Source organism: Streptomyces sp. NBC_01255, assembly GCF_036226445.1.
Classification (GTDB): Bacteria; Actinomycetota; Actinomycetes; order Streptomycetales; family Streptomycetaceae; genus Streptomyces.
Genome location: NZ_CP108474.1, coordinates 1,814,778 through 1,834,438, shown reverse-complemented (window position 1 = coordinate 1,834,438; position 19,661 = coordinate 1,814,778). Strand labels below are relative to the sequence as shown.

Here is a 19,661-nt window from a genome sequence, read left to right as displayed (position 1 = left end):
AGACATGCCCACGATTCTCGGCCAGAACCAGTACGGCAAAGCAGAGAACCGCGTCGTCAAGATCACGCGGGACGGCGACACCCACCACATCAAGGACCTGAACGTCTCCGTCGCCCTCTCCGGCGACCTCGACGACGTCCACCTCACCGGCTCCAACGCCCACTGCCTCCCCACCGACACGACGAAGAACACCATCTTCGCGTTCGCCAAGGAGTACGGCATCGAGTCCGCCGAGCAGTTCGGCATCCACCTCGCCCGCCACTTCGTGACGAGCCAGGAGCCGATCAAGCAGGCGCGCATCCGGATCGAGGAGTACTCCTGGGAGCGCATCGCCTCCTCGGACGCCAACTCCAAGTTCATCGGCGCCGACGAGGTCAACCACTCCTTCGCCCGCAAGGGCCAGGAGACCCGCGTCACCCAGGTGACGTACGACGGCGAGAAGTGGGAGGTCATCTCCGGCCTCAAGGACCTCGTCGTCATGAACTCCACCAACTCGGAGTTCTGGGGCTACATCAAGGACAAGTACACGACGCTCCAGGAGGCGTACGACCGCATCCTGGCGACGCAGGTGTCCGCCCGGTGGCGGTTCAACTGGACCGACGACGACCAGCGCATGCCCAACTGGGAGCGGTCCTACGAGCAGACGCGCAAGCACATGCTCGAGGCCTTCTCGGAGACGTACTCGTACTCCCTCCAGCAGACGCTGTACCAGATGGCCACGCGCATCATCAACCACCGCTCGGAGATCGACGAAGTCCGCTTCTCGCTCCCGAACAAGCACCACTTCCTGGTCGACCTCGAGCCCTTCGGTCTGAAGAACGACAACGAGGTCTACTACGCCGCCGACCGCATGTACGGCCTCATCGAGGCCACCGTGCTGCGTGACGGAGCCACGGCGCTGATCCCGGTCGACATGACCAACCTCTAAGCGGCATCTGAGTGACGGCCCCGCCCGCCCGCAGTCGGGCGGGGCCCGCACCGGAGGGATTCCGATGGCACAGCCCGCAATGGGGCCGGCATCCGCCGAAGGCCCGTGTTCCACCCCACCGGACACCACACACCAGGTCCATCCGGTGGACGAAAAGCTTCCTGCCTCGCGGCTCGTCCCCGCGGCACTCCAGCACATCGCGGCCATGTACGCCGGCGTCGTCACTCCTCCGCTCATCATCGGCCAGGCCGTCGGCCTGGACGCGGCGGGGATGACCCGGCTCATCGCCGCAAGCCTGCTCATCGCCGGCTGTGCCACGATCCTGCAGACCCTCGGCATCCGGACGTTCGCCGGCAACCGGCTCCCGTTCGTCAACGCCGCCTCCTCGGCCGGCATCGCCCCGATGCTCGCCATCGCCGAGACCAGCGCCCCAGGGCACCAACTCCCCGCCATCTACGGTGCGGTGATGGTCGCCGGAGTGTTCTGCCTCGCCGTGGGCCCCTTCTTCGGGAAGCTCCTGCGGTTCTTCCCGCCGCTCGTCACCGGCGTCGTCATCACCCTCATCGGGGTGACCCTGATGCCCGTGCCCGTCGGCTGGGCCCAGGGCGGCGACAAGACCGCCGCCGACTTCGGCGCCATGAAGTACCTGGCACTCGCCGGCTTCACCCTCGTCGTCATCCTGCTCTTCCAGCGCTTCGGCAAGGGCTTCGTCAAGCAGATCGCCCTGCTGCTCGGCCTCTTCATCGGCACCCTCGCCGCGATCCCCTTCGGGATGGCCGACTTCACGGCCCTGCGCGAGGCGCCCGTCGCGGCCCTGCCCGCTCCCTTCGCCTTCGGCGCCCCCGAGTTCCAGCCCGCCGCGATCCTCTCCCTGTGCATCGTGATGCTCGTCCTGATGACCGAGTCCAGCGCCGGGATGCTCGCCCTCGGCGAGATCTGCGACCGCCGCAGCGACGGGAAGACCATCACCCGGGGTCTGCGCACCGACGGCATCGCGACCCTGCTCGGCCCCGTCTTCGGCGGCTTCCCGACCTCGGCCTTCGCCCAGAACGTCGGCGTCGTCTCGCTGACCCGGGTCCGCTCCCGGTACGTCGTCGCCGTCGCCGGCGGCGCCCTGATCGTCCTCGGTGCCTTCCCGGTCCTCGGCGCGATCGTCTCCACCGTCCCGATGCCCGTCCTCGGCGGCGCCGGCATCGTCCTCTTCGGCTCGATCGCGGTCAGCGGCATCCGGACCCTCTCGGAAGCCGGACTCGACGACAGCTCCAACATCATCCTGGTGGCCGTCGCGCTCGGAGCGGGCATCATCCCGCTCGCCGCTCCCACCTTCTACGCCGACTTCCCGGCCTGGGCGCAGACCGTGCTCGGCTCCGGCATCAGCGCGGGGGCGCTCGTCGCCGTCCTGCTCAACTTGTTCTTCCACCATCTCGGCACCCGGAGCCGTCACGCGGCTCCGGCACTCAAATCCTCCTAGGGTCCTGCCGTGCCCACACCACCCCCGAGGAATGAAGGAAGCACCGCCATGGCAGCACCTTCGGCAGCCCAGCGCATCGTCATCGAGAACGCGGCGATCGCGACCGTCGATGCGAACGACACCGAGTACGCCTCCGGCTACCTCGTCGTCGCCGACAACAGGATCGAGTCCATCGGTGCCGGCAAGGCGCCCGAGGGCCTGGAGAACGTGGTCCGCCGGATCGACGCCACCGGTCATCTGGTGACGCCCGGTCTGGTCAACACCCACCACCACTTCTACCAGTGGATCACCCGAGGCCTGGCCACCGACCACAACCTGTTCAACTGGCTGGTGGCGCTCTACCCGACCTGGTCGCGGATCGACGAGTCGATGGTCCGCGTGGCCGCCCAGGGCTCCCTGGCGATGATGGCCCGCGGCGGCGTCACCACCGCCATGGACCACCACTACGTCTACCCGAAGAACTCGGGTGACCTGTCCGGCGCCATCATCGGTGCCGCCTCCGACATGGGTGTCCGCTTCACTCTCGCCCGCGGTTCGATGGACATGAGCGAGAAGGACGGCTTCCTGCCGCCCGACTTCGCCGTCGAGTCCACCGAGGGCGCGCTCGCCGCGACCGAGGAGACCGTCAAGAAGTTCCACGACGCCTCCTTCGACGCGATGACCCAGGTCGCCGTCGCTCCCTGTTCCCCCTTCTCCATCTCCACCCAGCTGCTCAAGCAGGGTGCCGAGCTGGCCCGCCGGCTCGGGGTGCGCATGCACACCCACGGCTCGGAGACCGTGGAGGAGGAGAAGTTCTGCCACGAGCTCTTCGGCATGGGCCCGACGGACTACTTCGAGTCCACCGGCTTCCTCGGCGAGGACGTGTGGATGGCGCACTGCGTCCACATGAACGACTCCGACATCGCCGCCTTCGCCCGCACCGGTACGGGTGTGGCGCACTGCCCGTCCTCCAACGCGCGCCTCGCCGCCGGCATCGCCCGCGTACCGGACATGCTGAAGGCGGGCGTGCCGGTCGGCCTCGGCGTCGACGGCACCGCGTCCAACGAGTCCGGCGAGCTCCACACCGAGCTGCGGAACGCGCTCCTCATCAACCGCCTCGGCGCCCACCGCGAGTCCGCGCTCAACGCCCGCCAGGCCCTGCGCCTCGGCACCTACGGCGGCGCGCAGGTCCTCGGCCGCGCCGACAACATCGGCTCCCTCGAAGCCGGCAAGCTCGCCGACTTCGTCCTCTGGAAGATCGACGGCCTCGGCCACTCCTCGATCGCCGACCCGGTCACCGCGATCGTCTTCGGCGCCGCGGCCCCGGTCACCGCCTCCTTCGTCAACGGCAAGCAGATCGTCGAGAACAATCGACTGCTGTTCGCCGACGAGGAGCAGATCGCGCGTGACGCGCGCGCGGAGGCGCAGCGCCTGGCCCGTATCACGGCCCAGAGCTGACCCTCCCCATGGAGTCCGACCGAGGGGGACGGCCCTCGGTCGGTCGCCGCGGACCCGAGCGGGGTCCGCGGCAGCCCGACCGGGAGGTGCCGTACGCAGAAGACGTACGGCACCTCCCGGGAAGGTGATGCCTGCCCGCACCCCCCTGTAGGGCACCCGTCCCCGCGCAGCGCCTCCTCCCGCGTACACCTCTCCACCCCGCGTGCGTACGTCTCCACCCCGCGCCCGCACCGCTCCACCCCGCAACGAGCCGCACCTCCTGTACTTCGCACCGCATCGCTCCACCTCCATGAACCCCGCGTCCCCGCCGACGTGTAACCGACCGGAGGAACCGCCGTGGCCGCCAAGCCCCAGGTTCGCAATGCACAAGACGCAGGCTCCGCCCCCGAAGACCGTGAGAAGCATCCGGTCGACGAGACGCTGCCCCCAGTAAAGATGCTCACCAGTGGCCTCCAGCACGTGGCCGCCATGTACGCGGGCGTCGTAGCGCCGCCCCTGATCGTCGGAGCGGCCGTCGGCCTCTCCGGCACCGAACTCACCTTCCTGACCGGCGCGAGCCTGTTCACCGCCGGTCTCGCGACCTTCCTCCAGACACTCGGTGTCTGGAAGATCGGCGCCAAGCTGCCGTTCGTCAACGGAGTCACCTTCGCCGGTGTCGCCCCGATGCTCGCGATCGTCGACACGACGGACGACAAGTCCGACGCGCTCCCCGTCATCTTCGGCGCGATCATCGTCGCCGGACTGCTCGGCTTCCTCGCCGCCCCCTGGTTCTCCCGGCTCGTGCGGTTCTTCCCGCCGGTCGTCACCGGCACCGTGATCACCCTCATTGGTGTCTCCCTCCTCCCGGTCGCCTTCGGTTGGGCCCAAGGGCCCAACCCCACGGCCAAGGACTACGGTTCGACCACGTACCTGACCCTCGCCGCCATCACACTCGTCGTGGTCCTGCTGCTGCGCCGCTTCACCCGCGGCTTCCTCAAGCAGGTCGCCGTCCTGGTCGGCCTCGTCATCGGCACGCTCATCGCCATACCGTTCGGGGTCACCGACTTCTCCCCGGTGACCGAGGCGGACATCGTCGGCTTCCCGTCCCCGTTCCACTTCGGCGCCCCGCAGTTCGCGCTCGCCGCGATCATCTCCATGTGCGTGGTCATGCTGGTCTCCATGACCGAGTCGACCGCCGACATGCTGGCGCTCGGCGAGATCGTGGAGCGCCCCGCCGACGAGAAGACCATCGCGGCCGGCCTCCGCGCCGACACCCTCGGCTCGGCGATCAGCCCGCTCTTCAACGGCTTCATGTGCAGCGCCTTCGCCCAGAACATCGGTCTGGTCGCCATGACCAGGATCCGCAGCCGCTTCGTCGTGGCCTGCGGCGGTGGCTTCCTGGTCCTGATGGGGCTCTCGCCGGTCGCCGCCTCGCTGATCTCGGTCGTGCCCCGGCCGGTCCTCGGCGGCGCGGGCGTCGTCCTCTTCGGCTCGGTCGCCGCCAGCGGCATCCAGACCCTGGTCAAGGCCGGCCTGGAGAAGGACAACAACGTCCTGATCGTGGCCGTCTCGCTGGCCGTCGGCATCATCCCCATCACGGCGCCGAACTTCTACCACGCCTTCCCGGAGACCGCGAAGATCATCCTGGACTCCGGCATCTCCACCGGCTGTGTCGCGGCCGTCCTGCTCAACGTGGTATTCAACCACCTGGGCGGAGGCCGGGACGACGACCAGGTCACCGCGCCGATGGAGCCGGGCGAGGAGATCTCCGGCAGCGCCACGGCGAAGGCGGCGCACGTCCACTGAACCCGCTCGTAGCCCCACCGACCGCCCCGGTCCCCGCGCACGCCGCGGGGCCCGGGGCCGTCGTGCTGATCAACCCCAACACCTCCACGGCGACGACCGCGATGATGACCGCCATCGCCCAACGGACGCTGGGGGCCCGCCCGGAGGGCCGTGCGGTCCGCGGGGTCACCGTCTCCCGCGGCCCCGGCATGCTCACCGACCCCGCCGCCCTGCGCGCCGCCGCCCCCGAGGTGCTCGCCGCCGGACTGCGGGCCGCGGCCGAGGGCGACTGCGCGGCGCTCCTCGTCGGGGCCTTCGGCGACCCCGGCCTCGAGGCGCTGCGCGCCGCGACCGGCCTGCCCGTGGCGGGGCTCGGGGAGGCGGCCCTCCTGGAGGCCGCCGCCGGCGGCGCGCCGTTCGGCGTGGCGACCACCACGCCGCTCCTGGCCGAGGCCATCGCCGAGCGCGTGGCGGCGCTCGGCCTCGCCGACCGGTACACGGGCATCCGGCTCACCGCCGGCACCCCCGAACGCCTCTCCGCCGACCCGTCGTTGCTCCTCGACCGGCTGGAGCGGGCGGTCCGGGCCTGCGCCGAACGGGACGGGGCGCGCGCCGTCGTCATCGGCGGCGGTCCGCTCGGCGAGGCCGCCGAGGAGCTGCGCGCCCGGTGCGCGGTCGAGGTCGTCGCCCCGATCCCGGCGGCCTGCCGCGCGCTCTCCCGCCTGCTGGCCGGCTGACGCCTCCTCACCGCTCCACCGCGATCCGCCGCAGGCACTCGTGGGCCAGGGCCGGGTAGGCCGCGGCGATCGCCTCGTACAGCCGCCGCCGCAGCAACCGCTCGGCATCCCCGCGACCGGTCTCCCCGTACAGCCCGTCGAGCAGCGACGCGTACCGCGAGAGGGCATGCCGCAGGTAGCTCACCTGCCACCGCGTCAGCGCCCCGTCAGTCAACGTCCCGTCAGTCAGCGCCCCGTCCGGCTCCGGCCCGGTCCTTCCCGGGCTCCGGCCGCCGCCCAGCAGATGCCGGTGGCGGACGGCCCGCCGCTCCAGCTCCGGGCCGGGGAGCAGCGGCACCTCGATCGGCGCGGCACGGATCGCGGTGAGCACGGCGGCCCGCCGCCGCGCCGCGTACACCCCCGCGGCCGCCGACCTGGCCTTCGACAGCAGGGAGGCCGCGGCGAACTCGGCCGTCCGCTCCACCGTCTCCACGCGGACCAGGAGATAGAGCCGCACGGGCGCGAGGGACCAGCGGCGCGGGTCGCGGCCCTGCACGTCGGGCGAGCCGAGCAGGTCCCGGACCATCGAGTCGGTCCAGCCGCGGCGGCGCACGCCGGTGAGCGTCACATAGGTCGTACGGTCCGTCATGATTCCCCCAGAATTGACTACTCAGCGTGACGATTCCAGTGAAGCGCACGCCACTGACAACGACCTCTTGCCGGGGTCGGCCCGACTGTGCGATATAGGTCTGGACCTTTTCGACGGACGGAGGGCTTCCCGTGCAACGCCCGCTCGCCGCAAGCCTGTTGACTGCCATGTTGCTGACCCTCGCCGCCTGCTCGGGCGCCCCGGAACCCCCTCCGAAGGACACGAGCGCCCCGACCGTCCCCACCGGGGTCACCGCCACCGCGGGCAGCGCGACCACCGTCCATGTCATGTGGAGCGCCGCCACCGACGACCGGGCGGTCACCGGCTACGCCGTCTACCGCGCGGGCCGCAAGGTCAGGGACCTCCCCGCCACCACCCTGATGACCGACGTCGTCGGACTCGCGCCCGCCACCCCGCACGCCTTCACCGTCCGCGCCCGCGACGCCGCCGGCAACGTCTCGCCCCCGAGCGCCACCGTCGCCGCCACCACCCTCCCCGCGGACACCGAGGACCGCACGCCCCCCACCGCCCCGAGGGTGCTCCGCGCCACCGCCGACGGCAGCCGCGCCGCCACCCTCACCTGGACCCCGTCCCGCGACGACACCCGCGTCACCGCGTACGACGTCTACCAGGCGGACACCCGCGTCCACACCGCCCCCGGCACCGCCACCACCGCCCGCGTCACCGGCCTGCGCCCCGGCACCGCCTACGCGTTCACGGTCCGCGCCCGCGACGCCGCCGAGAACTCCTCCCCGGACAGCCCCCGCGTCGAGCTCACCACCACCCCCGCGCCCGGCGCACCCCCGAACACCGCGCCCGAGCGCCTCACCGCCACGGCCGCCGAGGGCGAGATCACCCTCACCTGGACCCCGCCGGACACCGGAGCCCCCGTCACCCACCACGAACTCCACCTCGACGGCCGGTTCGCCACCACCATCGTCTGGGGCACCACCCCGCCCCCCGGCCGCGCCACCTACACCTTCCCGGTCCAGGACCCCCCGGGCACCCGCTACACCGTGACCCTCCGCGCCCGCCTCCCCGACGGCACCTGGGGCGACTTCTCGGCACCCCGCGTGGTGGTGGTCCGCTGAGCGGCAGCGCGCGGAGTGCGCTGACCCGAATGTCTCGCATGCCCGGAATCCCCTCCCCGGAATTACCCTGGGAAGCGTGGCCGAGACCGTTCTCACCAACACCGGGCTCGACAGCTTCCTCGACGGAACGCCCGAGCGCCGCGACCCCGTCTTCACGCGCGCCGCCGAAGCGGTGCTGGGACTGCTCGCCCTGCGCGGGGCGGACCGGGGGAGCGGGCTGCCGGAGCCGACGCCCGGGCTCGTGCGGCACCTCCTCGTGGAGGACCTGCCGACGTTCGTGTACGCGGCGCCAGGGGAGCTCGGCGCGTATCCCGCCGTCCTCGCGGCGCTCGCCGCGCGGTTCGACGGAGGGCGGGGCGAGCGGGTCGTCGCCGTGGTCGCGGAGGCCGCGCCCGACTTCGAGCGCGCCATGACCGACCCCGGAAACCTCACCTGGAACCGCTGGTACGCCTCCCTCCTGCGGGCCTGCGGCACCGATCTCGCCGACCCCGAGGACGTACGCCGCCGGCTCGCCGCCCTCGACGGCGCGCCGCTCCCCGACGGGGTGCGCAGGGCCGACCTCATGGGCCGTACGGCCCTCGCCGAGGTGCTGCTCGCCGAGGCGCTCACCCGGGCGTACGTACGGGACGCCGAGACTTCCCCGGCCGCCGGCCCGCTTCTCACGGACCACGCCGTCGCCACCGGCATCGGACAGGTGGCCGCCGCGCTCCTGGACCGGTGGACCGCCGCCGGGCTGGCCGAACAGCTCGCCGGGCCGTACGCCCGCTTCGCCCCCGGCCCCGACTCCTTCCCCCACCTCGTCCTGGCCGACGCCCTCCTCGACGAGCACCTCGACTACTACGGCGACACCGCCGACCCCGTCCCACCGCCGCCCGCCGTCGAGGCGCCGACCGGGCCCGGGGCCGTCGAGGAGAACGCCGACGCGCTCGCCGCCGCCGTCGAGAGCCTGTCCGAGGAGGAGTCCGGCCCCTACGGCGGCGAGGCGGCCCACCTGCTGTACGTGGTCTACCAGCGCGGCTGCTCCGCCGAGTCCGTCGCCCGCAAGGCCGCCGAGTACGAGGACTGGAGCGTCGACCCGGCCCTGGAGGACCTGCCCGTGCCGGTACCGGACGAGGCGCCCCCCGCGTACACCACCCCGCCTCTCGCGGAGCTCGTACGGCTCCTGGGGACGCCGGAGCTGACCGAGGCGGACCGGGAACGGCTCACCGGACCCGCCCGCGACCTCGCCGCGGTCGTCGACCGGCTCGCCGCCACCGGCCTCCTCTTCCGCACCGGCGACGCCTTCGGGCTGACCCCGCGTGGCGCGGGCGTCGTGCGCTACCTGCTCCGGGTGCGGGGGATCGCCGCTCCCGTCGCGGCCGAGACCGCCGCCTGGGACGCGTCGGCCCTGGTCGCCGCCGCCACCGGCTGGTCCGTGTCGTCCGCCGCGCGCGTCCTCGCCGACTGGCTCCACGCGCGCGTGGACACCGCCGAGGCCTGGTCCCAGCTGCTCACCGCCCTCGGCACCGTCCACGCGGGCACCGCCGACGCGGCCGCCGCCAGGGGCTTCCTCGGCGTCCTCGACACGGCCGCCGCCCCGGCCGAGGCCCTCCGCGGCGCCCTGCGCGACCCCGTGATCGGCGAGTACGCCCACGAGATCCTGCGCGCCAGGGGCGAGCGAGCCGACCACCTCCAGGTCCCCACCTCGGCCCGGGCGCTGTACGTCCTCGACGGACTGCCCGGCAAGAAGGGGCCCCTGGAGTCCCGCCGCGCCGCGTTCGACGCGGCGGCGGCCGCCTGGCCCGGCGGTTCCGCCGGCCTGGTCCGGGCGATGGCCGAGGCGGACCGCCACGAGACCGCCCGGGTCCTCGGCCCGCTCGGCGTCACCCTGCCCTGAGGCGCCTTCCTACCCCGCGGTGAGGTACATCCCCGACGCTCCGGAACCCGCCGTGTTCTTGCAGCTGTGGTTCCCGGTGGGGCGGGCGTGGACGAGGGCGAGGCACCGTCCCAGGGCCTGCTGGCCGTAGGCGTTCGGGTGCATCGACTCCTGGACGAGCCCCTGCGTGCTCTGGCTGTCGATCCAGCGCGCCCACTCGCTCGTCGTCGCCGACGCCGGCACGGTCGACGAGACCTGCTTGCTCGTCTTCGCGCAGACCTCGCGTCCCTGGAGCGCGTCCCGCAGGTCCATGAACTGCACGCCCTTGGCGGCGGCGACCCCCTTCAGCCGGTTCGCGAGCTGGGGGACGAGGGAGTCCCGCGCCCAGGTGGAGTCGGCGTTCCAGAAGGGGCAGCCGCCGGTGTTCGTGCGGGCCCAGCCGCTCTCCGCGTACCGGTTCTCGGCGGCGCGCGGAATGGGGGAGGGGTAGGACTGGAGCACGATCCGGTAGTCCGAGGACGTGTATCCCGCGGCCGTCATCACGGCCCGGATCTCGTCGACCGACCGGCCGACGTCCGCCATCACGCCGTCGATCTTCGCGTCGACCTCGGCCTGCTGGTCGTCGTGGCAGTACGAGTACCAGACGATGTAGTCCTTCGCGCAGGTGGCGATGATGTCGGCGAAGCCCAGGTCGTTGCCGCCGATGGAGAGCGCGATGAGCTCCACGTCGTGCGAGGCGGCCACGGCCGCCAGCTGGTCGGCCTGCGGGGCCTCGCCCTTGTAGGCCTGGCCGCCCTGGGAGGCCCGGATGACGTTCTCCGTGGTCGCCCCGGAGCAGGCGAGGTTGACGAGGGAGGAGGCGATCGCGCCCGCGCTCTTCACCTCCGAGGTGTCCGAGCGGTGACAGCCGCCCGCGGTGGCTCCGTACACCCGGGACGGGTCGTAGGCGCTGCCCGTCCAGGCCCGGTCGGTGCCGTTGCGGCTGCCGGAATTGGTCAGGCTGTTGCCCAGCCAGCGTCCGGCCTCGCCGGAGATGTAGCTGTCGCCCATGGCGACGACGGCGGTGGGCCCGGTGCCGGGGGAGGCGTGGGCGACGGAGGGAGCGGCGACGGAGGCGAGCCCGGCGGCGGTACACAGAGCCAGGAATCCGCGCAGTGCACGGTGGGGGGTCGAAGGCATGGCTGTGCTCCTGCGGTATGCGATGCGCAGTGACGTGGGGGACAGCCGCCGGCCGGTGGCAGGCGGAATCTCGCACGGCGTGGCTTGTTACCGCTAGGTAGCTGCATATCTCGGTTGCGTCACGTCGCCTGTGACAGAACAGGGCTCCGCCCCCGGCGCATGTGCGCGCACCGGGGGCGGAGCCCTGTCCAGCGGTCGTACGGGAGGCTGTTCGGCAGCTGTGCGGGCAGCCGGATCAGCCGGTTCTTCTACGAGGTCAGCCGACCAGCTGCTCGTACGCGGGGAGCGTCAGGAAGTCCGCGTAGTCCGCGTCGAGGGAGACGTGCAGGAGCAGGTCGTGCGCCTGCTGCCACTTGCCGGCCGCGAAGGCCTCCTCGCCGATCTCCGCGCGGATCGATGCCAGTTCCTCGGCGGCGACCTTGCGGGCCAGCTCCGGAGTCGCCGTCTGCCCGTTCTCGAAGACCACGCCCGCGTTGATCCACTGCCAGATCTGCGAGCGCGAGATCTCGGCGGTGGCCGCGTCCTCCATCAGGTTGAAGATGGCGACGGCGCCGAGGCCGCGCAGCCACGCCTCGATGTAGCGGACGCCGACCTGGACGGCGCTGACCAGGCCGTCGTACGTGGGCTTCGCGTCGAGCGAGTCGATCGCGATCAGGTCGCCGGGCGCCACGGAGACGTCCTCGCGGAGGCGGTCCTTCTGGTTCGGCTTCTCGCCGAGGACGGCGTCGAAGGAGGCCATCGCGATCGGGACCAGGTCCGGGTGCGCGACCCAGGAGCCGTCGAAGCCGTCGCCGGCCTCGCGGTCCTTGTCGGCCTTGACCTTCTCGAACGCGACCTTGTTGACCTCGGCGTCCTTGCGGGACGGGATGAAGGCCGCCATGCCGCCGATCGCGTGCGCGCCGCGCTTGTGGCAGGTGCGGACGAGGAGTTCGGTGTAGGCGCGCATGAACGGGGCCGTCATCGTGACCGCGTTGCGGTCCGGGAGGACGAACTTGGCGCCGCCGTCACGGAAGTTCTTGACGATGGAGAAGAGGTAGTCCCAGCGGCCCGCGTTCAGGCCGGCGGCGTGGTCGCGGAGCTCGTAGAGGATCTCCTCCATCTCGTACGCGGCCGTGATGGTCTCGATGAGGACCGTGGCGCGGACGGTGCCCTGCGGGATGCCGACGTAGTCCTGGGCGAAGACGAAGATGTCGTTCCAGAGGCGGGCCTCCAGGTGCGACTCCGTCTTCGGGAGGTAGAAGTACGGGCCCTTGCCGAGGTCGATCAGACGCTGGGCGTTGTGGAAGAAGTACAGGCCGAAGTCGACGAGCGCGCCGGGGACCGGGCGGCCGTCGAACGTCAGGTGACGCTCCTCCAGGTGCCAGCCGCGGGGCCGCATGACGACCGTGGCGAGCTCGTCGGCGGGCTTGAGGGCGTACGACTTGCCGGAACGGGGGTCCGTGAAGTCGATGTTCCGGGCGTACGCGTCGATCAGGTTGACCTGGCCGAGGACCACGTTCTCCCAGGTCGGCGCGGAGGCGTCCTCGAAGTCGGCGAGCCACACGCGGGCGCCGGAGTTGAGCGCGTTGATCGTCATCTTGCGGTCGGTCGGACCGGTGATCTCGACACGGCGGTCGTTCAGGGCCGCCGGGGCCGGTGCGACCTTCCAGGAGTCGTCGGCGCGGATCGCGGCGGTCTCCGGGAGGAAGTCCAGCGTGGACGTGCGGGCGATCTCGGCGCGACGCTCCGCCCGGCGGGCGAGGAGCTCGTCCCGGCGCGGAGTGAACCGCCGGTGCAGTTCGGCGACGAAGGCCAGAGCGGCCTCGGTGAGCACTTCCTCCTGTCGCGGCAGGGGCTCGGCATCGACGACGGCCAGGGGGGACGGCGCTGGTGCGGACATGAACTGTCACTTCCTTCAGCGAACTTCACGGGCGGTGCCAGGCGGCCGCCGGGCGTCGCGGGACGGCACGGAGTGCCGCAGGCGCCGAGATACGACCGCGAGCGCCCTCTGAACTGGCAGGCGCTTCTGAACAGTGGATACTAGTTTCCTCATGGTGGAAGTTCAATGGTTTGTTGATGTCGAGATTCTCCGGATCGACAGAACGTGGCGCTCCGTGCCACGCCGGGTACCGCGCCCGTCACTCCAGGTGGGCCAGATCCGCCTCCGTGTCGATGTCGTAGGGCTCGGCCACATCCGAACAGTCCACCGGCGTGATCGCATCCCGGTGCGCCGCCAGATAGTCCCGTGCGCCCCGGTCGCCGACCGCCCCCTCGGCGATCCCCGCCCAGTGGCCGGCGCCGAACAGCACCGGATGACCCCGGTCCCCGTCGTACGAGGCCGCCGCGAGCGATTCCCGCGATCGGTACGCCGCACGGACCCGGGCCACCGCCACCGGTCCGATCCCCGGCTGGTCCACCAGGAACACCAGCGCCGCGTCCACCCCGCGCGGATCCGCGGCGAGCGACGCGAGCCCGGCACGCAGGGAGGAACCCATCCCCTCGGCCCACTCCGGGTTCTCCACCAGCACACACCCGGGCAGCTCGGCCCGCTCCCGTACGGTCCCGGCCGCCGCGCCGAGCACGACGTGCACCACCTCGCAGCCGCCCTCGCGCAGCACGCGCACCGCGTTCTCGACGAGGGGGCGCCCCCGGTGGGACAGAAGGGCCTTGGGCCGCCCCCCGAGCCGCCGCCCGCCTCCCGCGGCGAGCAGCAGTCCGGCGACGAGCGGGGTTCGATCTTCAGTCGACGTCATGGGGACTGCATACCTCATGACGCGGAATGACACGGTCGCCTGAATTCCGTCCGAGGAGGGTGGCGCGGTGGGGTGGCGAAGGAGTTAACTGGCCGCGGCTCCCGGCGCCCGACCGCCGCCCGGCGGGTCGTCGTGGCGTGTTCGGAGTGTTCTGCGCACAGTGTCGTGCGAGGGGGAGAACCGTGTTGCGAAGCGTGGGGCAGAGGCGAGTGACCGGCGAGGGTGTGGACCCCAGGGTGGCCGAACTGCGGTCGGCCGTGTCCCGGCTCCGTCGGGACCTGGCGGGTCATCGGGCCGAGTTCGCCGATCGAGGCATCGCCGAGGACGAGCTCGCCGCGCTGGACGCCATGGCGCTCAGCGGTGTCCCCGAGGTGCGCCGGCTGCGCCGCTCGCTGCTGCTGATCGCCGGCTCCATCGGCTCCGTGAGCGCGTTCGCCGACGGGCTCGCCGCCGTCCGCCGAGCGGTCGAGCACTTCGGTACGCCGCCGCAGGGCCCCGCAGTCTGACCGGCCGCCGTCTTACGGCCCCCTTACCGCCTGATCAGCCGCCGGGCCGTCGCCGCCGCCACCGCAGCCGTCCGCGAATCCACGCCCAGCTTCGCGAAGATGTGCACGAGGTGCGACTTCACCGTCGCCTGGCTGAGGAACAGCGCCTTGCTGATCTGCTGGTTCGACAGGCCCTCGCCCACCAGCTGGAGCACCTCCAGTTCCCGCTTCGTCAGCGCCTCCGCCGGTGTCCGCATCCGGTCCATCAGCCGGTGGGCCACCGCCGGGGCGAGTGCCGACTGCCCGGCCGCCGCCGTCCGTACCGCCGCCGCCAGCTCCTCCGGCGGCGCGTCCTTCAGGAGGTAGCCGGAGGCACCCGCCTCCACCGCCGCCAGGATGTCCGCGTCCGTGTCGTACGTCGTCAGGACCAGCACCTTCGGCCCGCCGGGGGCCGCGGTGATCGCCGCCGTCGCCTCCGAACCGTGCATCCCGGAGCCGAACTGCAGGTCCATCAGGACCACGTCAACGCCCCCGGCGGCGGCCAGCTCCACGGCCCGCTCGGCCGTGGCGGCCTCACCGACCACGGTGAAGCCCGGCTCCGTGTCGAGAACCGCGCGCAGGCCCGCCCGTACCACCGGGTGGTCGTCGGCGAGGAGAAGCCTGATGGCCGGGGCGCCGGCCGGATCGACGGTCATGCGGAGACTCCAGCGGGGAGAGGGAGGGACACGGCCACCGCCGTGCCCTGGCCGGGTGCCGACTCGACGGTGAACGTGCCGCCCAGCGACTCGGCGCGCGAGCGCATCGCCGGAAGCCCGAAGCCGCCCTCCGAGGACTGCCGTACGGAGCCCGGATCGAAGCCCTTGCCGTCGTCGACCACGTCCAGGGTCACCGAGGCGCCCATGAACGACAGCGTGATCTCGGCCCGCGAGGCCGAGGCGTGCCGCACGGTGTTCGCGAGCGCGGACTGCGCGATGCGCAGCAGCGCCACCTCGTACGGGGTGGGCAGCTCGGCCGGTGTGCCGCTCACCGAGAACCGGACCCGCGGCCCCGCCCCCGGTCCGTAGGCGCCGTAGGACCCGTCAGGACCCGAACCGGCCCCCGGCTCGCACAGGCGCTCCAGGGCCGCCGCCAGCGAGCCGTGCTCCAGGTCAGGCGGCGACAGAGCCCTGACGAAGCGCCGCGCCTCCGCGAGGTTGTCCTGCGCCGCCTGCCGCGCCCGGTCGATGTGCCCGGCGGCAGGGGAGTCCGGCGGCAGCGCCCGCTCGGCGGCGCGCAGCAGCAGCTGGATCGAGGACAGGCCCTGCGCCAGCGTGTCGTGGATCTCCCGTGCGAGCCGCTCGCGCTCGGCGAGCGTCCCCGCGTGCCGCTCCGCCGCCGCCAGCTCCGCCCGCGTCTCGATCAGCTCCTCGATGAGCCGGCGCCGCCGCTCGCTCTCCCGGTACAGGGCCTGGTAGCCGAGGACCGTCGCCACCGCGACCGCACCGCCGAGCAGCGGCCCGATGAAGACCCCCGGGTTGAGCGCGGCGCCGTGCCCCACGTACGAGAGGATCGCCGCGCCCGCCGTCAGCGTGACGGCCGGCAGCGACCAGCGCGTGGGCAGCAGATGCAGCTGGAGGAAGTAGAGCGGGAAGGCCACCCAGAGCGCGTCGGGGGTCAGCCAGAGCAGTCCCAGCCAGGACGCGCCCAGGACGCCCAGCCAGACGGCGGCGGCCCGCTGCGAGCGGCCCACGGACGGGAGCAGCGAGCCGGCCGCGTAGACCGCGCCCACGACCACCGCCATCGCCGTCCCGGCGGCCGAGTCGGCCCGTACCGCCGCGAGGACGAGCAGGCCCGCCATCAGCAGATGCAGGCAGAGGCGCAGTACGCGCAGGGCGGGGGTGAGAGTGCGGGGATCCATGTCCCCTCCAGCGTAGACAGCGGGCTGACGGGGATCGGACAATCCGGACTCAACCGAAAGTTTGATTGTGGAGCCATCCGTGGCGCGATGCCCGGACGGCCCCCCTCGGACCACCCTGGTCAGCATGTTCGTGGCATGGAGAGACCTGAGATTCGCCAAGGGGCGGTTCGCCCTCATGGGCACCGTGATCGTCCTGATCACCCTGCTCGTGGGGCTGCTGTCCGGGCTGACGGCCGGGCTCGCGCGAGAGAACATCTCCGCGATCACCGGCCTGCCCGCCGACCGGCTGGCCTTCGCGGCGCCGCCGTCCGGGCAGTCGGCGTCCTTCACCAACTCGACGGTGACGGAAGAGCAGTGGAACGAGTGGGCGGAGCAGCCCGGCGTGACCGAGGCCGCGCCGCTCGGCATCCGTACGCTGAACGCCGCCGCCGGGGACCGTACCGCCGCCGTCTCCGCCTTCGGTACGGAGCCGGGGACGGGACTCGCGCCGGAGAGCGGCCGGCTCGGCGCCGGCAAGGCGGTCCTCTCCGAGTCCGCGGCGGAGGAACTGGGCGTGGGCGTCGGCGACGCGCTGCGCCTCGGCCCCCTGGAGGCCACCGTCACGGCCGTCTCCGGCGACGCCTCGTACAGCCACACCCCGGTCGTGTGGACCTCCCTCGACGACTGGCAGAAGCTCGGGCACAGCGGCACCACCCCGGAAGAGCAGGCGACCGTGATCGCGCTCAGCGGTGACGCGGCTGATTGGGCGGCCGGCGACAAGGCCGCCGGGACCGAGGCGCGGACCATCGACGGCGCGCTCACCGCCATAGGGTCCTACCAGGCCGAGAACGGCTCGCTCCAGCTCATGCGCGGCTTCCTCTTCGCGATCTCCGCGCTCGTCATAGGAGCGTTCTTCACCGTCTGGACGATCCAGCGCAGCGGCGACGTCGCCGTCCTCAAGGCTCTCGGCGCCTCCACGCCGTACCTCCTCAAGGACGCCCTCGGGCAGGCCGTCCTCATGCTCACCGCGGGCACCCTGCTCGGCACCGCCCTCGCGGTCGGCATCGGCGCGCTGGTCAGCGGCGGGAACGTGCCCTTCGTCCTGGAGCCGCTCACCGTGCTCGGGCCCGCCGCCGTGATCATCGTGCTCGGGGTGCTCGGCGCCGCCCTGTCCATCCGGCGGATCACCGCCGTCGACCCCCTCACCGCCCTCGGGAGCGCCCGATGAGCCTCGTCCTCGACGCCGTCACCCTGACCTACCCCGACGGAGACGGCCGGCTCACCGCGCTCGACGCCGTCTCCCTGACCGTCCCCGCGGGCACCCTCACGGCCGTCGTCGGCCCCTCCGGCTCCGGCAAGTCCAGCCTGCTGGCCGTGGCCGCGACCCTGGTGACCCCGGACCGGGGCCAGGTCGTCGTCGCCGGTACGGACACGGGGCCGCTCACCCCCGCCGCCCGCGCCGAGCTGCGGCGCGAGCACATCGGGATCGTCTTCCAGCAGCCCAACCTGCTGCCCTCGCTGAGCGCGGCGGAACAGCTCCAGGTGATGGCGCACCTGTCGGGGCGCGCGCCGAAGTCGGTACGGGGCCGGGCGATGGAGCTGCTCGACGCGGTGGGCCTCGCGGACCAGGCGCACCGCCGCCCGCACCAGCTGTCGGGCGGTCAGCGGCAGCGGATCAACATCGCGCGGGCCCTGATGAACGAGCCGTCCGTGCTCCTGGTCGACGAGCCGACGAGCGCCCTGGACCACGAGCGGGGGGCGGCGGTCATGGACCTGCTCGCCGGCCTGACGGCCGAGCGGGGCACGGCGACGGTGCTCGTGACCCACGACAGGACCCATCTGGCCCGCACGGACCGCACGGTGACGGTCCGGGACGGCCGGCTGACGGAGTCGGTGACGGCCTGAGCCCCGGGTCGGGCGGCCCGCTGTCGGGGGGTCAGCCGAACCAGACGACCAGGCGGACGTTCTCTCCCCCGTGGACGGCCGCCCGGTCGCGCATCGCCGCCCACACCGGGCCCCAGTCACCGTCCGGCGGGACGAACATGCCGGGCGTGAAGGTCACCGGGCGGTACACGGCCCCGTTCCGGTGGACCTCGCCGCCGGGTGGCCACTCCGGTGGCATCAGGTCCTCGCCGAAGAGCTTCTCCGCCGCGTCGAGTACCTCGATCGGGGTCCAGAGCACGTCGTGGAGGACGAGCACGCCGTCCGGGCCGGGCCGCCATGCGCCGATGTGGTTGCCGTCGGGACCGTCGCAGAGCGGCGCGTCCCAGTCGACCGCCGCGATCTCGGCCCAGGTGGCGTACGAGTGGCCGTGGTGGTGTTCGTCGTACGTGCTCGGGACCGGGTCCGAGGCGTCGTCCGGGACGCCTCGGAGGTCGAACAGGGGCCGTTCCACCTGGAGGGCTCCGCCGTAGCCGAAGAGGCACTCCCGGGCGTGCCGGTCGCGCCGGAGCGCGGAGTCCGGCAGGCCGAGCGAGAACTCCCAGCGGCCACCGGGCCCGCGCACTTCGATCAGCCCGTCGATGTCGGCCCCCACGACGGTGTCAGCCCTGGCCGTTGCCCGTCGTGTTGGCGAGGGCCGCCGACAGTTCGCGGGCGACCTGCTGGAGGATCGGGACGATCTTCTCCGTGGCCGCCTCGGTGACCCGGCCCGCCGGGCCCGAGATCGAGATCGCCGCGGCGGTGGGGGAGTCGGGGACCGGCACCGCGAGGCAGCGGACTCCTATCTCCTGCTCGTTGTCGTCGACCGCGTACCCCGTCGCGCGGACCGCTTCGAGCGCGTCGAGGAAGCCGTCCGGCGTGGTGATGGTCTTCTCGGTGGCCGCCGGCATGCCGGTGCGGGCGAGCAGCGCGCGCACCTCCTCCGCCGGGGTGTCGGCGAGGAGCGCCTTGCCCACACCGGTCGAGTGCGGCAGGACCCGCCGGCCGACCTCGGTGAACATGCGCATCGAGTGCTTGGACGGCACCTGGGCGACGTACACGATCTCGTCCCCGTCGAGCAGCGCCATGTTGGCCGTCTCGCCGGTCTCCTCGACGAGCCGCGCCAGGTAGGGGCGGGCCCAGGTGCCGAGGAGGCGGGAGGAGGACTCGCCGAGCCGGATGAGGCGGGGGCCGAGCGCGTACCGCCGGTTGGGCTGCTGGCGCACGTAGCCGCAGGCGACGAGGGTGCGCATCAGACGGTGGATGGTGGGGAGCGGCAGTCCGCTGCTGGCGGAGAGCTCGCTCAGCCCGACCTCGCCCCCGGCGTCGGCCATCCGCTCAAGGAGGTCGAAGGCACGCTCAAGGGACTGGACGCCACCGCTCGCGGCTGCGGGCTTGGCGGCGTCGGTGGTGCTGGCGCTGGACGTCGGCACGTCAACGGTCCTTTCGAGGCAGGCGGGCAAGTCAGCAGCCTACCGGGCCACCGGCCGGGACACCTGGTGCCGGTACCGGCGTACGGGCCGGTCAGGGGGTGTTTGTCCGGTGTCGGGGAGGGCTC

18 protein-coding genes are annotated in these 19,661 nt (G+C 72.5%); 10 read left to right on the top strand and 8 right to left on the bottom strand.

Translation table 11 applies throughout. The features are described from left to right. Positions 1-4: 4 nt before the first annotated feature. The 5 genes from pucL (at position 5) to OG357_RS07905 (ending at position 6,337) form a co-directional block, all read left to right on the top strand. Positions 5-928, top strand: a complete 924-nt coding sequence (pucL, locus tag OG357_RS07925; RefSeq protein ID WP_329620476.1) for a factor-independent urate hydroxylase — start codon at positions 5-7, stop codon at positions 926-928. Positions 929-992: 64 nt separating this feature from the next. Continuing rightward, a complete protein-coding gene (locus tag OG357_RS07920; RefSeq protein WP_329620475.1) occupies positions 993-2,399 on the top strand; it encodes a nucleobase:cation symporter-2 family protein in 1,407 nt (468 codons plus the stop codon). Positions 2,400-2,447: 48 nt separating this feature from the next. Continuing rightward, positions 2,448-3,836 carry an 8-oxoguanine deaminase gene (locus OG357_RS07915; RefSeq protein WP_317600494.1) on the top strand — a complete coding sequence of 463 codons (1,389 nt, stop codon included), beginning with the start codon at positions 2,448-2,450 and terminating at the stop codon, positions 3,834-3,836. A gap of 435 nt (positions 3,837-4,271) precedes the next feature. Beyond that, positions 4,272-5,621: a nucleobase:cation symporter-2 family protein gene (locus OG357_RS07910; RefSeq protein ID WP_329620474.1), complete on the top strand. Its 1,350-nt coding sequence runs from the start codon at positions 4,272-4,274 to the stop codon at positions 5,619-5,621. A gap of 62 nt (positions 5,622-5,683) precedes the next feature. After that, positions 5,684-6,337, top strand: coding sequence for an aspartate/glutamate racemase family protein (locus tag OG357_RS07905; RefSeq protein ID WP_329620473.1), 654 nt, complete (start codon positions 5,684-5,686; stop codon positions 6,335-6,337). 7 nt (positions 6,338-6,344) lie between these two features. Here the strand turns inward: OG357_RS07905 and OG357_RS07900 are convergent, their stop codons facing one another. Further along, positions 6,345-6,965, bottom strand: coding sequence for a hypothetical protein (locus OG357_RS07900; protein ID WP_329620472.1), 621 nt, complete (start codon positions 6,963-6,965; stop codon positions 6,345-6,347). A gap of 131 nt (positions 6,966-7,096) precedes the next feature. Between OG357_RS07900 and OG357_RS07895 the strand changes: the two genes are divergently transcribed. Beyond that, positions 7,097-8,056 (top strand): fibronectin type III domain-containing protein, encoded by a 960-nt coding sequence (locus OG357_RS07895; RefSeq protein ID WP_329620471.1) that lies wholly within the window; start codon positions 7,097-7,099, stop codon positions 8,054-8,056. Positions 8,057-8,132: 76 nt separating this feature from the next. Further along, positions 8,133-9,932, top strand: coding sequence for a hypothetical protein (locus OG357_RS07890; protein WP_329620470.1), 1,800 nt, complete (start codon positions 8,133-8,135; stop codon positions 9,930-9,932). A gap of 9 nt (positions 9,933-9,941) precedes the next feature. Here OG357_RS07890 and OG357_RS07885 read toward each other — a convergent pair whose 3' ends face one another. From OG357_RS07885 to OG357_RS07875, 3 genes are all read right to left on the bottom strand, one after another. Next, entirely contained in the window at positions 9,942-11,090 is a 1,149-nt protein-coding gene (locus OG357_RS07885) for a GDSL-type esterase/lipase family protein (RefSeq protein ID WP_329620469.1), read from the bottom strand. Positions 11,091-11,346: 256 nt separating this feature from the next. Further along, on the bottom strand, positions 11,347-12,969 hold the full coding sequence (aceB, locus tag OG357_RS07880) for a malate synthase A (RefSeq protein WP_329620468.1): 1,623 nt from the start codon (positions 12,967-12,969) through the stop codon (positions 11,347-11,349). Between the two features lie 238 nt (positions 12,970-13,207). Next, positions 13,208-13,822: a nucleotidyltransferase family protein gene (locus OG357_RS07875; protein WP_329620467.1), complete on the bottom strand. Its 615-nt coding sequence runs from the start codon at positions 13,820-13,822 to the stop codon at positions 13,208-13,210. 182 nt (positions 13,823-14,004) lie between these two features. Between OG357_RS07875 and OG357_RS07870 the strand changes: the two genes are divergently transcribed. Then, the gene (locus OG357_RS07870; RefSeq protein WP_329620466.1) at positions 14,005-14,328 is read left to right on the top strand and encodes a DUF5955 family protein; all 324 of its coding nucleotides are present in this window, start codon (positions 14,005-14,007) and stop codon (positions 14,326-14,328) included. Positions 14,329-14,351: 23 nt separating this feature from the next. Here the strand turns inward: OG357_RS07870 and OG357_RS07865 are convergent, their stop codons facing one another. Next, on the bottom strand, positions 14,352-15,002 hold the full coding sequence (locus tag OG357_RS07865) for a response regulator transcription factor (protein WP_329620465.1): 651 nt from the start codon (positions 15,000-15,002) through the stop codon (positions 14,352-14,354). Continuing rightward, the gene (locus OG357_RS07860; RefSeq protein WP_329620464.1) at positions 14,999-16,204 is read right to left on the bottom strand and encodes a sensor histidine kinase; all 1,206 of its coding nucleotides are present in this window, start codon (positions 16,202-16,204) and stop codon (positions 14,999-15,001) included. The genes OG357_RS07865 and OG357_RS07860 overlap by 4 nt, the downstream gene beginning before the upstream one ends. A gap of 124 nt (positions 16,205-16,328) precedes the next feature. Here OG357_RS07860 and OG357_RS07855 point away from each other — a divergent pair, with 124 nt between their 5' ends. Beyond that, a complete protein-coding gene (locus tag OG357_RS07855) occupies positions 16,329-17,411 on the top strand; it encodes an ABC transporter permease (RefSeq protein WP_329620463.1) in 1,083 nt (360 codons plus the stop codon). Beyond that, positions 17,408-18,088 carry an ABC transporter ATP-binding protein gene (locus OG357_RS07850; RefSeq protein ID WP_329620462.1) on the top strand — a complete coding sequence of 227 codons (681 nt, stop codon included), beginning with the start codon at positions 17,408-17,410 and terminating at the stop codon, positions 18,086-18,088. Before OG357_RS07855 ends, OG357_RS07850 begins: the two co-directional genes overlap by 4 nt. Before the next feature lie 31 nt (positions 18,089-18,119). On the opposite strand, the gene OG357_RS07845 is transcribed toward OG357_RS07850, so the two are convergent. Beyond that, positions 18,120-18,719, bottom strand: coding sequence for a hypothetical protein (locus tag OG357_RS07845; protein ID WP_329620461.1), 600 nt, complete (start codon positions 18,717-18,719; stop codon positions 18,120-18,122). Between the two features lie 7 nt (positions 18,720-18,726). Beyond that, entirely contained in the window at positions 18,727-19,536 is an 810-nt protein-coding gene (locus OG357_RS07840) for an IclR family transcriptional regulator (protein ID WP_329620460.1), read from the bottom strand. Positions 19,537-19,661: the final 125 nt, after the last annotated feature.

What these genes read in the sequence shown, in the direction of transcription:
- OG357_RS07875 (WP_329620467.1), bottom strand. Translation starts at nt 13,822, where the DNA reads ATGACGTCGACTGAAGATCGAACCCCGCTCGTCGCCGGACTGCTGCTC.
- OG357_RS07855 (WP_329620463.1), top strand. Translation starts at nt 16,329, where the DNA reads ATGTTCGTGGCATGGAGAGACCTGAGATTCGCCAAGGGGCGGTTCGCC.
- OG357_RS07910 (WP_329620474.1), top strand. Translation starts at nt 4,272, where the DNA reads ATGCTCACCAGTGGCCTCCAGCACGTGGCCGCCATGTACGCGGGCGTC.
- aceB (WP_329620468.1), bottom strand. Translation starts at nt 12,969, where the DNA reads ATGTCCGCACCAGCGCCGTCCCCCCTGGCCGTCGTCGATGCCGAGCCC.
- OG357_RS07900 (WP_329620472.1), bottom strand. Translation starts at nt 6,965, where the DNA reads ATGACGGACCGTACGACCTATGTGACGCTCACCGGCGTGCGCCGCCGC.
- OG357_RS07915 (WP_317600494.1), top strand. Translation starts at nt 2,448, where the DNA reads ATGGCAGCACCTTCGGCAGCCCAGCGCATCGTCATCGAGAACGCGGCG.
- OG357_RS07920 (WP_329620475.1), top strand. Translation starts at nt 993, where the DNA reads ATGGCACAGCCCGCAATGGGGCCGGCATCCGCCGAAGGCCCGTGTTCC.
- OG357_RS07850 (WP_329620462.1), top strand. Translation starts at nt 17,408, where the DNA reads ATGAGCCTCGTCCTCGACGCCGTCACCCTGACCTACCCCGACGGAGAC.
- pucL (WP_329620476.1), top strand. Translation starts at nt 5, where the DNA reads ATGCCCACGATTCTCGGCCAGAACCAGTACGGCAAAGCAGAGAACCGC.
- OG357_RS07860 (WP_329620464.1), bottom strand. Translation starts at nt 16,204, where the DNA reads ATGGATCCCCGCACTCTCACCCCCGCCCTGCGCGTACTGCGCCTCTGC.
- OG357_RS07865 (WP_329620465.1), bottom strand. Translation starts at nt 15,002, where the DNA reads ATGACCGTCGATCCGGCCGGCGCCCCGGCCATCAGGCTTCTCCTCGCC.
- OG357_RS07885 (WP_329620469.1), bottom strand. Translation starts at nt 11,090, where the DNA reads ATGCCTTCGACCCCCCACCGTGCACTGCGCGGATTCCTGGCTCTGTGT.